Annotated in this window: 10 protein-coding genes; 4 read left to right on the forward strand and 6 right to left on the reverse strand. The window is 64.6% G+C overall.

Annotated features, from left to right (window positions below):
• Positions 1-100: 100 nt before the first annotated feature.
• Positions 101-802 carry a helix-turn-helix transcriptional regulator gene (locus ACSLUQ_RS10260; protein WP_417773747.1) on the reverse strand — a complete coding sequence of 234 codons (702 nt, stop codon included), beginning with the start codon at positions 800-802 and terminating at the stop codon, positions 101-103.
• Between the two features lie 819 nt (positions 803-1,621).
• Here ACSLUQ_RS10260 and ACSLUQ_RS10265 point away from each other — a divergent pair.
• Positions 1,622-2,212 carry a DUF1131 family protein gene (locus tag ACSLUQ_RS10265; protein ID WP_461808442.1) on the forward strand — a complete coding sequence of 197 codons (591 nt, stop codon included), beginning with the start codon at positions 1,622-1,624 and terminating at the stop codon, positions 2,210-2,212.
• 70 nt (positions 2,213-2,282) lie between these two features.
• Positions 2,283-3,677, forward strand: a complete 1,395-nt coding sequence (locus ACSLUQ_RS10270) for a TIGR03808 family TAT-translocated repetitive protein (protein ID WP_461808443.1) — start codon at positions 2,283-2,285, stop codon at positions 3,675-3,677.
• 9 nt (positions 3,678-3,686) lie between these two features.
• Here ACSLUQ_RS10270 and ACSLUQ_RS10275 read toward each other — a convergent pair whose 3' ends face one another.
• From ACSLUQ_RS10275 to ACSLUQ_RS10295, 5 genes are all read right to left on the reverse strand, one after another.
• Positions 3,687-4,715: an asparaginase gene (locus ACSLUQ_RS10275; protein ID WP_461808444.1), complete on the reverse strand. Its 1,029-nt coding sequence runs from the start codon at positions 4,713-4,715 to the stop codon at positions 3,687-3,689.
• A 1-nt stretch (position 4,716) separates the two neighbouring features.
• Positions 4,717-5,931, reverse strand: a complete 1,215-nt coding sequence (locus tag ACSLUQ_RS10280) for an aminotransferase (protein WP_417773751.1) — start codon at positions 5,929-5,931, stop codon at positions 4,717-4,719.
• 388 nt (positions 5,932-6,319) lie between these two features.
• Positions 6,320-7,705, reverse strand: a complete 1,386-nt coding sequence (locus tag ACSLUQ_RS10285; RefSeq protein ID WP_417773838.1) for a homospermidine synthase — start codon at positions 7,703-7,705, stop codon at positions 6,320-6,322.
• A gap of 253 nt (positions 7,706-7,958) precedes the next feature.
• Positions 7,959-9,092, reverse strand: a complete 1,134-nt coding sequence (locus ACSLUQ_RS10290; protein WP_461808445.1) for a type III PLP-dependent enzyme — start codon at positions 9,090-9,092, stop codon at positions 7,959-7,961.
• A gap of 573 nt (positions 9,093-9,665) precedes the next feature.
• Positions 9,666-10,625, reverse strand: coding sequence for an EF-hand domain-containing protein (locus ACSLUQ_RS10295; RefSeq protein ID WP_417773753.1), 960 nt, complete (start codon positions 10,623-10,625; stop codon positions 9,666-9,668).
• Positions 10,626-10,822: 197 nt separating this feature from the next.
• On the opposite strand from ACSLUQ_RS10295, the gene ACSLUQ_RS10300 reads away from it, so the two are divergent.
• Both ACSLUQ_RS10300 and ACSLUQ_RS10305 read left to right on the forward strand, forming a co-directional pair.
• Positions 10,823-11,551 (forward strand): response regulator, encoded by a 729-nt coding sequence (locus ACSLUQ_RS10300; RefSeq protein ID WP_417773754.1) that lies wholly within the window; start codon positions 10,823-10,825, stop codon positions 11,549-11,551.
• Positions 11,548-12,984, forward strand: a complete 1,437-nt coding sequence (locus ACSLUQ_RS10305) for an ATP-binding protein (RefSeq protein ID WP_461808446.1) — start codon at positions 11,548-11,550, stop codon at positions 12,982-12,984. Before ACSLUQ_RS10300 ends, ACSLUQ_RS10305 begins: the two co-directional genes overlap by 4 nt.
• Positions 12,985-13,018 lie beyond the last annotated feature (34 nt).

Genomic DNA, 13,018 nt, shown 5'->3' on the forward strand with positions numbered 1-13,018 from the left:
TCCGGGTGAAAGACGGAAGCAGGCATGCCCTTGCGGCAGCAACCGCAACGAAAAAGGCCCGACGCAAGCGCCGGGCCGGAACAGGACGACCAGTGCCGCGCTAAAGGCGGATCTGACCGTAACGCAGCGCCTCGACGACCGTGTGGGTCTTGTTCGAGGCGTTGAGCTTGGCGCTAGCGTTCTGCAGATGGGCGTGAACCGTGCGCTGGGAAATGTCGAGCAGCTCCGCAATGTCGCTGGCAGTATTGCCCAATGCGGTCAGCTCGAGCACCCGGCGCTCGCGGGCTGAGAGATCGCCCGGGCGTTGCGTGGTGATCGCGCCAAGCTCGATCAGCCGGCGGAAGGCCGCGTTGCAGATCAACTCGAGATTGGCCAGCTCGATCTTGCCACCCTCGAGATGGGCGCCGCCGCCCAGCACGAGCGCCTGGAAGGGCTGAGCCTCCATCACCGGCACCACGACGACACGGGTGTCGCCGCCGAGCGAGGCAAAGAGCTCGGAATGGCTGGTTTCTCCGGCGGTCACGTCCCAGATGAAGGGACGATTGCGCATCAGGCCAAGCATCAGCGCGCCGTCATGCGTGTCGAGCTCGGAACGCTCAATGCCGCCAGCACGGTCGTCAGCCCAGCGGAAGCGGTGCACGAGGCCGTTGATCGGCCGGTTCGGCATCGGCAATCCCGTGATCAGGATGTGGGTCGCCCCCATGCGGCGCAACTGCGCTTCGACGATGTCGAGAACATGCTTGGCCGACTGGGCCTCCGCGATCGCCAGCGCCTTTGACTGCAGTTCCATCGGTTCGGCCATCTGTCTCCGCCTTTCCGTCATACCCAGGCGCCCTTCCGTCACGCGCCGGAAGCCGCCATGCTAACGGCGAGAATCTGAACAGCTTCTTTGCAGCCGCCCGGATCCGCCATGCGTTCAATCGCGCCCCAACGCTCCGTCAGGAAAGGCACCGCACCCACCGATGACCCGCCTCCCACCCGAAAACGGCACGTTACCGGCCAAGAGATAGAGAGTAGAAGATACAACGTTAAATACGTATAATCTACGTCTACTCTCGGAAGAACTCACATTTCCCGGCCAGATTCGCTCGAGTCTCACCAGCCGGCAACAACTTTTGCGGGCAGCACCCTGCGGACTTCTGCAGCGTGCCAGCGGCTTCGGGACCGGAGGCGAACAGGACCGAGCCTCTTCCTGCCCCCGCACCGTCCACCGTCGGGCCGATTCCCGCTTTGCCTGCATTACCTTGTCTATTTATGTCGAATTACGGGCAATCGTCGCAACCAAAAAATGGGCAATAGCGAGCAAATACACCCAAGGTTGTCGCCCCTTGGTGATTTCGACATGAGGCAAACTGCCTGAAATCCGCCAGAGCCGCCCTGAACGCGCAAGAAAGACACCTCCCTGCGCATGTTGGGGATCCGATGTCCGGCACCAGGCTGGCGACAGCGAATGGCGGGGACGCCTGCCACACTGGGCCTTTTCGAGCGCCGGTGCGAATGCTATGCCATCACCGTCGCTCCGCAGCGCTCGCGTGCCCCGCCCTTTAGCGCCCGCCCACGGCAGCGCACGCGCTCCTCGCGCGCCGGAGGGCAGCTCCTGACGCAAGATCCGAGAGTTTTCATGACCCTTCAAAAAACCGTCGCGGCCCTTTCGCTCATCTCGAGCTTTCTGCTCGCGGCCTGTTCCCCGACGATGGAGATGGATGGACCGATCACGGTTGCCCGCACCTCCGACGTGACGCTGGTCCAGATCACCGCAAGCGGCGCCGGCGGACTTAACGCGCAGACGCCCTACTCCAAGAAGGCGATCGAGGCGGCCCTGCCCGGCTTCACGGCGGAAGGCTTTCAGTCGGCAACGGAAGACCGAACCGAATGGGCCATGGGCGCGTTCAATTCCGACGGTTTCCAGGTGCTCCAGATCTTCAAGGGAGACGGCGGCAAGATCCGTGAAGTGCATGGTGTCACCCACCATCTGACCGGCCCGAACGGCGAGCGGATCGGCATGACCTTCGACGAGATCGGAACGCCGCGCAGCTCCTGCCGCGATGGACGCAACCTGTGGCGGGGCATGGCGATCTGTCAGGCAGCGGGGACGAAGAACGTCACCCTCGTCTATGCCATCTCGCAGTACGACGGCCCGTTCGACCGGCTGCCGCCGGAGGCTCAGCTTCGCAAGGCTGCCCTTCAGCGCATCATCTGGTACAACCGCTAAGGCACGCCGTCCCGAAACGGGACATCGATGCTGGCATGAGGATTGCGCCTGTCCCGTGAAGGACAGGTGCATGATCCAGAAAAGATACAGGTCAACCGTCGCGCATTCCATGACCCGCCGAGCCCTGCTCGGCGGCGGGCTTGCAGCGACCGCCACGCTTCTGATCCAGCCGGCCGCGGCTCAGCGGATCGCGGACCTTCGCGGAACCATCGACGCCGGCGAGTTCGGCGTGCGCCCCGGCGCTGCGGACGACCAGAGCGCACTGTTGCAGCGGGCAATCGATGCCGCCGCCAAACGCGGCCGGGCCCTGTTCCTGCCAGGCGGGCGCTACGCGGTCGCCAACCTGCGCCTTCCCTCCGGCACGCGGCTCGTCGGTCTGCCCGGACAGACCCGTTTCGACTATCAGGGCGGCGGACATCTGATCTACGGAGAACGCGCCAAGTCCATCGGCCTTGAGGGCATTCATTTCGACGGCGGCAACCGCGCGCTTGGCGAATACACGCCGGGCCTGCTGCATTTTGCCGACGCAAGCGACCTTGAGGTGACAGGCTGCACGGTTTCCGGCAGCGCCAAGGCTGGCATCGCCCTGGACCGGACGTCGGGCCGCATCCATGCAAACACGATCTCGGGCGCGCGCCAGGCCGGTCTCAGGTCCATCGAGGCGACGGGGCTCGCGATCACCGACAACCTGGTGCGCGACTGCGGCAATGCCGGCATCCTCGTCTACCGCTGGAACGAGGGCGAGGACGGCACCATCGTTTCCGGGAACCGGATCGAGAAGATCGCCGCCATCGACGGAGGAACAGGGCAGAACGGGAACGGCATCAACGTCTTCCGCGCCCATGGCGTGATCGTGCGCGGAAACCGGGTCGCCGACTGCGCCTTCTCCGCGATCCGCTCGAACTCCGGTTCGTCGCTCATTGTCGAGGGCAACTCCTGCCTGCGTTCGGGCGAAACGGCGATCTACTCGGAATTCGCCTTCCAGGGCGCCGTCATCGCCGACAATCTCGTCGACGGCGGAGCCATCGGCATTTCCATAGCCAATTTTCTCGACGGTGGACGGCTCGCCACCTGCTCGGGCAACGTGATCCGCAATATTGCAAATGAAGGCCCCTACCCTGCCGAGGTGCAAGGCTTCGGCATCGGCATCGCCGTGGAAGCCGATACGGCAGTGACAGGCAATGTCATCGAGAAGGCAGCGAGGATCGGACTGCACATGGGCTGGGGGCCGTATCTGCGCGATGTCGCGGCAACCTCCAACGTAATCCGCGATTGCCCGACGGGCATTGCGGTCACGGTCGTCGAGGAAGCCGGCCCCGCGCTCATCGCCAGCAATCTGATCTCGGGTGCAAGCGCGGGCGGCGTCGTCGGCTATCGCTGGAAGGACCCGGTCACCGACGACCTGACGCAGGCATGCGCAAAGACCTACCCGCATCTGTCGCTGTCGGGAAACCTCGTGAGCTGAGGCCTTTGGCTATCCGGCAGCGCGGCGCATGCCCTGAAAAGCCTCGCGCACGGGGCGCACGTCGCCCACGTGTATGCCGTTCCAGTTCTCCAGCCTCGGCTGCAGCCAGGGCGCCAACGCCTTGCTCTCGTCCTCGTCAAGCTCGATCAGCGCCTCGATGACGGCAGCCATCATGGTCTCGGAGGCACGCGTCGCGCCATCCTCGCACTTGAGCGCAACGCCCAGGCCCTTTTCCGGGATCGAGGCAATGAACACACCTTCGGCGCCCGTCTTGACGAAGACACGGCCCGACAATGCGCCCATCACCTGCGAACAGAAACGCCCCGTGCCGGCGACCATGAACGGATTCTCGACGCAGGCGTCATAAAGACGGGCGGTCGCATCGGCGCGGATCGGCTCGAGCCCCTCGCCGGTGCCGAAACAGGCGAACCCTTGCGCCAGACGGTCGAGCGGCATGGCATAGGTCGGGATAGAGCAGCCATCGGTGCCGCGCGCCATGTCGGAAAGCGACATGCCGATCATGCCCTCCATGGCGGCACGGGCCTCCATCTGCACCGGATGATCCGGCTCGATGTAGCCTCGGGTGGCAACGCCGAGCGTACGGGCGAGTCCCAGAAAACCGGCGTGCTTGCCGGAGCAGTTGTTGTGTAGCGCGCAGGGGCAGACGTCGGCGCGGTGCAATTGGGCGACATCCTGCATCCGCTTCGGCCAGTGCGTGCCGCACTCGAGCGCGTCCTCGTCCAGACCGGCCTTGACCAGCATCACGCGCGCGGAATTGACATGCACCTCCTCGCCATTATGCGACGAACAGGCAAGCGCCAGTTCCGCCGGGCTCAGATCGAGCGCGTCCGCCGCCCCTGATTCCACCAGCGGTAAGGCCTGAAGGGCCTTCACCGCCGAGCGTGGGAACACGGGGCGCGATACGTCGCCAATGGCGGTGATAATCTTGCCGGCTGCATCGACCACGGCGACGGTGCCGCGATGGCGACTTTCGACGGCAGTGCCGCGCAGCACCTCGACCAGAACGGGATTTTCCATCTCAGTCCTCTCCGGCGGCGACGCGGGCGGCAGGCGCGGACACGCCCGCCAGACGGCGTCCCTCGACCCATGTCCCCAGCCGCTCCAGTGCGGCATCGAGCACCTCGTCGCGCTTGCAGAAGCAGAAGCGCACGAAGTTCGTCGGCGCATCGGCGACATAGAAGGCGGAGACGGGAACGGCGGCAACGCCCGCCTCCTCCACAAGCTGGCGGCAGATGTCGACGTCGGTGCCCTCGAGCCCGAGCGTCGACACGTCGCAGGTCGCGAAATAGGTGCCCTCGCAAGGAAGGACACCGAAACCGAGGCCGGCAAGCCCGGTCAGGATGCGGTCGCGCTTGGCCTGCATCGAGCCGGCCAAGTCCTCGAAATAGCTGTCGTCCTTGCCAAGACCGTAGGCAACGGCGCGCTGCAGGTTCGGCGGGGTCGTGAAGGTGACGAACTGATGCGCCTTGGCAATCGGGTCGAGCAGGTTCGGCGCGGCCGTCACATAGCCGACCTTCCAGCCGGTCAGCGAGAAGGTCTTGCCGGCAGAGCCAATGCGCACGCTGCGCTCGCGCATACCGGGGAAAGCCATCAGCGGGCGATGGACACGGCCGTCGAACAGCAGATGCTCGTAGACCTCGTCGCAGATCGCATAGACGCCGTGCTCGTTGCACAGTCTTGCGATCGCCGCGAGCTCCTCCTCGGCGAAGACCTTGCCGGCCGGGTTCATCGGGTTGTTGAGCAGGATCGCCTTGGTGTTTTCGGTAAAGGCGTTCTCGAGAGCCGTCAGATCGAGCCGCCATTGCGGCGGGGTGACGCGCAGGCGCACCGGAATGCCGCCCGCCCGCTTCACCAGCGGCAGGTAGCAGTCGTAAAGCGGTTCGATGAGAATGACTTCGTCGCCCGGCTCCAGAAGCGCAAGGAGCACGTCGGCAAGCGCCTCGGTCGCCCCGGAGGTGACCATCACTTCGCTCTGCCAGTCGACGTCGATCCCGTAGAATCGGCTGTTGCTCTGCGCAACGGCCTGTCGCAGCTCCGGCAGCCCCAGCATCGGCGGGTACTGGTTGGGGCCGGTGATCAATGAGTCGGCCGCGATCCTGCGCACGTCTTCCGGACCGTCGACATCCGGAAAGCCCTGTCCGAGATTGATCGCGCCGTGAGCCATGGCCAGTCGCGACATTGTCTCGAAGATCGTGGTGGGCAGGCCGGTGAATACGGGATTGGTCGGCTTCATATCTGGCTCGGTTCCTCGCCTGACGCGCCGCGCGTGACGATTGCGGCGCGGAGGCTTTGTAGCCACTCCCAGCGCCGGCGTCGAGCGCGGAACCCGCGCGCATCGGATTCCGCGACGTAAGACATTGAATAAAAAGTGAAAACAGGTCGAAGATCGCACCATACGTGACGGAGGTCACAGGATTGCCCGACCACTCCGCTAGTGTCGCTCACGGGTCAGGTGGCGCATCGCGCCGAGCCGTTCCCCCCGGCCAATTGCCAGACCCTGGCAGGCCTTCCATCCCTTGCTTGCCGTCACCCGATCCGGCTCAGGCTTGCGGGAGGAAAGCGCCGCCACCCGACCCCGGTGCGCCCTGCACCGGGGTCGCTTCGTTTCATCCAGGCGCGTTTCAGCGAACCAGAATGTTGCGGAACTGCCAGGGATCGCTCTCGTCGATGTCTTCGGGGAAGAGCCCCGGACGACCGTCAAGCGGGGTCCAGTCGGTGTAGTATCCCTTGACCGGCCCCAGGTAGGGGCCCTGAACCTCGAGGCAGCGGCGATAATCCATCTCGTCCGCCTCGACGATGCCTTCCTTCGGGTTTTCCAGAGCCCAGACCATGCCGGCGAGCACGGCGGACGTCACCTGCAGACCGGTGGCGTTCTGATAGGGAGCGATTTCCCGCGTCTCCTCAATGGAAAGCTGCGAGCCGTACCAATAGGCATTCTTCTCGTGGCCGTAGAGCAGCACGCCAAGCTCGTCGATGCCGTCGATGATCTCGTCCTCGGTGAGGACGTGCAGCGTCTCCTGAACCTTGCCGGCCGCGCCGAAGAGCTCGTGCAGCGACAGCACCGCATCGTTCGCCGGATGGTAGGCGTAGTGGCAGGTCGGGCGATACTTGACCTTGCCGTCTTCCTTCACGGTGAAATAGTCGGCGATGGAGATCGACTCATTGTGCGTGACGAGGAAGCCATACTGAGCGCCCGGCGTCGGGCACCAGGTGCGCACGCGGGTGTTGGCGCCCGGCTGCTCCAGATAGATCGCCGCCTTGCAGCCCTTCTTGTGCCTGCGGGCGTTCTTCGGCATCCAGGTTTCATGGGTGCCCCAGCCAAGCTCGGAAGGCTGGAAGCCTTCGGAGAGGAACCCCTCGACCGACCAGGTGTTCCAGAAGGCGCCCATCGGCTTGGGCTTCTTGGCGCGCTGGGTATCGCGCTCGGCGATGTGCACGCCCTTGACGCCGACCTTCTTCATGAGCTTCGCCCAGCCCTTGCGGTTGGTCGGCTCCTCGAACTTGATCCCGGTGTCGCGGGCGACGTCGACCAGCGCCTGCTTGACGAACCAGGACACCATTCCCGGGTTTGCGCCACAGCAGGAAACGGCCGTGGTGCCGCCAGGGTTCTTCTTCTTTTCGCGGCGCACGGTCTCGCGCAGCGCGTAGTTGGTGCGCTCCTCGTTGCCCGCACTCTCGTCGAAATAGAAGCCGAGCCAGGGCTCGACGACGGTGTCGATGTAGAGCACGCCGAGTTCGCGGCAAAGCTTCATCAGGTCGAGCGACGATGTGTCGACGGAGAGATTGACGCAGAAGCCCTGGCCCTCGCCCTCCGTGAGCAGCGGTGACAGCACCTCGCGGTAGTTCTCCGGCGTAATCGCGACCTTCTCGAAGCGGTAGCCGCGCTCGTCGACAAGAGCGCGGTCGGTATCAACCGGATCGACAATCGTCACGCGCTTGGTGTCGAAATTGAAATGCCGCTCGATCAGCGGCAGCGTGCCGCGGCCGATCGAACCGAAGCCGATCATGACGATCGGGCCGGAAATGGTTCCGTAGACAGGGTGGCTCTGCCCGGAAGCGATCTCGGCCGCCGGCTTCCGGCTGGCGCCACGCTTGGCGGGCTTTTTCGCGGCCGTGGCCGTCTCATCGGTCATTGCGGGCTTCCTCTCGTCGTGGAAATTCGCTGCGGCGGCGCGCGACGGCGCCGCCATATCGGGAACATAGCGCCGACCGGCCGCATTCGCGACCGGTCGGCTGGATATGGATGGATGATGGCGTCAATCAGATGACGTAGGAGCGCAGCGGCTTGAACCCGTTGAACGCGACCGAAGAATAAGTCGTCGTATAGGCGCCGCAGGCCTCGATCAGAACCTTGTCGCCAATGGACAGGCTGACCGGGAGTTCATAGGGGGTCTTCTCGTAGAGCACATCGACGCTGTCGCAGGTCGGGCCGGCGAGCACGCAAGGGGTCTTGCGATCGTCGTCCTTGTCCGTGCGGATCGGATAGCGGATCGCCTCGTCCATGGTCTCCGCAAGGCCGTTGAACTTGCCAATGTCGAGATAGACCCAGCGGATCTCATCCTCGCTGGCGGACTTCTTGGAGATCAGGACCACCTCGGCCTCGATCATGCCCGCATCGCCAACCAGGCCACGGCCGGGCTCGATGATCGTCTGCGGAATGCGGTTGCCGAAGTGCTTCGACAGGCCGCACAGGATCGCCTCGCCGTACCGCGGCACGCCAGGGACATCCTTCAGGTAGCGTGCGGGGAAGCCGCCACCGAGGTTGACCATGGACAGCGTGATGCCGCGCTCGGCCATCTCGCGGAAGATGCCGGCAGCCGACGCGAGCGCCGTGTCCCAGGCATCCACATTGGCCTGCTGGGAGCCGACGTGGAAGGAAACGCCATGAGCGGTCAGGCCCGAGCGATGAGCATGCTCGAGAACGGTCGGAGCCATCTCCGGCGCGCAGCCGAACTTGCGCGAAAGCGGCCAGTCGGCGCCGGCGCCGTCGCACAGAATGCGGCAGAAAACCTGAGAACCGGCGGCGGCGCGGGCGATCTTGTCGACCTCTGCCTCGCAGTCGACGGCAAAGAGGCGAACGCCCAGCTCGAAGGCACGCGCGACATCGCGCTCCTTCTTGATGGTGTTGCCGAAGGAAATGCGCTCCGGGCCGGCGCCGGACGCCAGGACCATCTCGATCTCGGCGACAGAGGCACAGTCGAAGGACGAGCCCAGGCGCGCCAGGAGCTCAAGGATCTCCGGCTCGGGATTGGCCTTCACGGCATAGAACACGCGCGTATCCGGGAGGGCACGCTCGAAGGCCAGATAGTTGTCGTGCACGATATCGAGGTCAACAACGACGCAAGGCTCGTCGTCTCGTCGCTGGCGGAGAAAGTTGCGAATGCGCTCGGTCATGTCAGTCACCCGTTCCGAACTGCGTCACAGGATCGCGAATGCACGGCGTCGGCCGGTCCGCTTTGGAGACGGACAGAACACGCGTTGCATTTGCGAGCGATCGGGCTCGAAACCACAGCATGATGCCATGGCACGGCCGTACCGCGATTGATGCCTTGGATTGGATCGGGTTTTCCGAACCGCACAGCGGGCAATGATGTAACAAGTGCCTCTTCAGTGACCCCGGGACTTGGAAACCCGGCAGAGACCAAAAAAGCCCTCTTACGTCGTTGCTTTAAGCCGTCCGTTTTGCTGCTCTCTCCGGAATAATCCGGGCCCTATGAGCAGCTGCCACCTTTCGGTTGGACGACCACGGGCACGTGCGAATTTGGGCAAGGGGAGATATGAATCAGGAGGCCGTAACAATCAAGGAAAAACTCGTTTTTCACCTCATGTTTTTTATGACAGCCGCCAAGGCGGCGCCAAGCGGCAAACGTTGCGGCGTCAAAGGTTTCCCTCTCCCCGACGCGCGTCGTCGCCGGAGCGGAAATCCGCTCCGGCGACGACTGCCGGACAGGTGGCTGTCCGCAAGCGTCAGCGGGTCTCGGCCGCCGGCGGCTGACCGGGGCCGCCCGGCATGCGCGGTCCACCCGGCATGCCATGGTGCGGCCTGCCCTTGCCCATACCCATGCCATGCCGGCCACGCGGACGGTCGGCAAAGGAAAGCGCGCCGTCGCCGTTGCGGTCCATGCGGCTCACCAGGTTCCTGGTCGGGCGCTCCGCCTCGTCCGTGGTCACGGCGAGATCACCGTTGCGGTCGAGGAACTGGAACATGCGGACAATGCGACCGTCGGCGCGCTCCAGCCAGATCGTGGAGAACTCGTCAAGCGTCAGGACCTTGTCGCCATTGGCGTCGGCCTTGGCGAAACGCTCCGCACGGGCGGCGCGAACCTCATCAGACGTGACCTTGCCGTCACCATCGGTGTCGAAGCGCTCCATGGCCGGGCCGTTGCGCTTGCCCCAGCGCTGGCCGCGCTTGTCGCCGCGCTCCTCGTCGTCATCACGCTCGTTCATCCGGTCGAGGCGAGACAGCATGCGCTCGGCACGCCGGTTGTATTCCTCCTCGGTGACCTTGCCGTCGCCGTCGCGGTCGAGGCGCTGGAAAGCCCGCACGCGCGGCGTGACCACGACCTCGGCATAAGCTGCCCTGAATTCCTCGAGCGTGACGCGGCCGTCGCCATCCTTGTCGGCGAGCTTGAAGAGTTCCTCGCGCTTGGCGTCGATCTCAGCCTGGGTGATCTTGCCGTCGCCATCGGTGTCGAAAATCTCGGCGAAGGTCATCATCATGCCCATGCGCTGCGGGCCGTGGTGACCATGGCGCTTGCCCCAGCCGCGCTTGCCGTCCTTGTTGTGATGCCCGCCCTTGTGCATCCAGGACCGCTCCTGGCCCTGCTCGTTGCGCTTGCCGTCACGATCGGCGAAAGCGGGCATGGCGAAGGCGCCGGTCAGGGCTGCGGTGATCGCCACGAGGGCCAGATTGCGTACGGTTTTCATATCGAAACTCCTCATCGAATGTGAAATCGATGAGCAAGAGATAGGCGGCGCCTGTCGCAGAACTATGCCCGGATTGCCCCTGTTGTGTCGCAAGCTGTCGCCCTGCGCGGCTCCGTTACACCTCGATACAATTGGGATTTCCAAGCTGGCGGCGGTCTCGATAGATAGAAGGTGCAGGCCTTATGGATACGAGACACATGACCGAAAGCGGACACCACATCCTCGTCGTCGACGACCATCGCGACATCCGGGAATCGCTCGCGCGCTATCTGCGCAAGAATGGCCTGCGCGCCTCCGTCGCGGAAAATGCCGCCCAGGCACGCAAGTTCCTCAAGGCGGCGTCGGTGGATCTTGTCGTGCTCGATATCATGATGCCCGGCGAGGACGGCCTGTCGCTCTGCCGCCATCTCATGGAGAGCGAGGCGACGCCAGTCATCCTGCTTACTGCAATGGCGGAGGAAACCGACCGGATCATCGGCCTAGAGATCGGCGCAGATGACTACGTGACCAAGCCCTTCAATCCGCGCGAGCTGCTTGCACGGGTTCGCGCGGTGCTGCGCCGCTCATCCCAGGTGCCAAAGGAACGCGACCCGGTGGAGGCGGAGCAACTTGCCTTTGCCGGATGGACACTGGACGTGCCGAAGCGGCTGCTCACCGGAGAGGACGGCGTCGCCGTGCCGCTTTCCACCGGCGAGTTCCAGCTCCTCGTGGCATTCCTGAAGCGTCCCCGCATGGTCCTGTCGCGCGACCAGCTTCTCGATCTCACTTCCGGACGCAGCCCCGGCGTCTTCGACAGGTCGATCGACAATCAGGTCAGCCGGCTGCGGCGGAAGATCGAAGCAGATCCGAAGACCCCGGAGCTGATCAAGACCGTCTGGGGCGGCGGCTACACATTCACCGCTGAAGTCGAGGACAGCACCGCATGAGCGCCCGCGCCCGCTTCCGCCTCTGGCCGCGCTCGCTGGCCGGCCAGCTTATCGCATTGCTGCTGATCGCCGTCGTCGGCGCGCAGCTCATCACCCTCTGGCTCTTCACCGACGAGCGCCGCGTCGCGCTGGTGGACCTTGCCCGCAACGTCATCCTGTCGCGCACGGGCTCGCTCGTGCGCTGGATCGACGCCTCGCCTCCCGACATGCACGACGACATTCTCGGGGCCGTGTCGAGCCCCTTCCTGCGGTTCTGGGTTTCCAGCGATCCGGCGCTTGCCCGCAGCGGTGATCGCCAAACCGACACGCGGCTGGCCGAAATGCTGAGCGAGGAAATCGGCGACGGGCGCGAGGTGAGGATCGACGTGGTGCGACGCCCGCCGATGCCCCCGAAGGGCATGTACCGGATCGGTGAGTCCGATGATGACGATGTTGACAGGGATGCACCGAAAAAGAGCGGAAAGCGCCATCACCGCTGGAAGGACGCGCCAACCTTGCTCACACTGTCGGTGTCGCTTTCCGACGGGCGCTGGCTCAATGGTGTCAGCCGTTTCCGCGTGCCTCGCAACACACTGACGCCGCTTCTCGTGACCGCCGGCCTGATGGCCGCGGCCATCGTTCTCGTCATCGCCTTCACCGTGCGCCGGCTGACGCGCCCCTTGCGCGACCTCTCGGCGGCTGCCGAGCGACTCGGGCGGGGGGAGGACGTCGATCCGCTCGTCGAACGCGGCCCCTCGGAAGTTCGCGGCACGATCCACGCGTTCAACGTCATGCAGGACCGGCTGACCCGTTTCGTGCGCGACCGCACCCGCATGCTTGGCGCGATCAGCCACGACCTCAGGACCCCGATCACCTCCTTGCGCATCCGCGCCGAGTTCATCGACGACGACGAGAACCGCGAGAAGATGATCGAAACACTCGACGAGATGCAACGCATGGTCGAGGCAACGCTTGCGCTTGCACGCGATGAAGCATCGCGCGAGGATGTCGCCCGCATCGACCTCGGCGAATTCCTGGAGGCCATCGTCGAGGACTACCGCGATATCGGACAGACGGTTTCCTTCGAAAAGCCGGGCCGACGCATCGTTTCGTCCTTCCGCCCCCTTAGCCTCAAGCGCGCCCTGCGCAATCTTGTCGAGAACGCCCTGCGCTACGGCAAGGGGACTGAAATCAAGCTGGAGGCAACCGCCGACACCCTCGCCATCACAGTCCTCGACAATGGCCCAGGCATCCCGGAAGACAGGCTTCAGGACGTGTTCGAACCCTTTGTCCGGCTGGAGGAATCCCGTTCGGAAGAAACGGGAGGGATCGGGCTTGGTCTGTCGATCACACGCTCCATCGTGCACGCACACGGCGGCACGCTGGTGTTGTCCAACAGGCCGGAGGGCGGGCTCTCGGCGCGCATCGTCCTGCCGATGGGCCGGACGGCGTGATCCAGGCGCTGCGAGCGTCCGGCTCAAGACTCCC

The organism is Stappia sp. ICDLI1TA098, assembly GCF_054880955.1.

Excerpts from the sequence above, each read along its gene's own strand:
- ACSLUQ_RS10295 (WP_417773753.1), bottom strand. The coding sequence starts at position 10,625 with ATGAAAACCGTACGCAATCTGGCCCTCGTGGCGATCACCGCAGCCCTG.
- ACSLUQ_RS10280 (WP_417773751.1), bottom strand. The coding sequence starts at position 5,931 with ATGAAGCCGACCAATCCCGTATTCACCGGCCTGCCCACCACGATCTTC.
- ACSLUQ_RS10275 (WP_461808444.1), bottom strand. The coding sequence starts at position 4,715 with ATGGAAAATCCCGTTCTGGTCGAGGTGCTGCGCGGCACTGCCGTCGAA.
- ACSLUQ_RS10290 (WP_461808445.1), bottom strand. The coding sequence starts at position 9,092 with ATGACCGAGCGCATTCGCAACTTTCTCCGCCAGCGACGAGACGACGAG.
- ACSLUQ_RS10285 (WP_417773838.1), bottom strand. The coding sequence starts at position 7,705 with ATGATCGGCTTCGGTTCGATCGGCCGCGGCACGCTGCCGCTGATCGAG.
- ACSLUQ_RS10270 (WP_461808443.1), top strand. The coding sequence starts at position 2,283 with ATGATCCAGAAAAGATACAGGTCAACCGTCGCGCATTCCATGACCCGC.
- ACSLUQ_RS10300 (WP_417773754.1), top strand. The coding sequence starts at position 10,823 with ATGACCGAAAGCGGACACCACATCCTCGTCGTCGACGACCATCGCGAC.
- ACSLUQ_RS10260 (WP_417773747.1), bottom strand. The coding sequence starts at position 802 with ATGGCCGAACCGATGGAACTGCAGTCAAAGGCGCTGGCGATCGCGGAG.
- ACSLUQ_RS10265 (WP_461808442.1), top strand. The coding sequence starts at position 1,622 with ATGACCCTTCAAAAAACCGTCGCGGCCCTTTCGCTCATCTCGAGCTTT.
- ACSLUQ_RS10305 (WP_461808446.1), top strand. The coding sequence starts at position 11,548 with ATGAGCGCCCGCGCCCGCTTCCGCCTCTGGCCGCGCTCGCTGGCCGGC.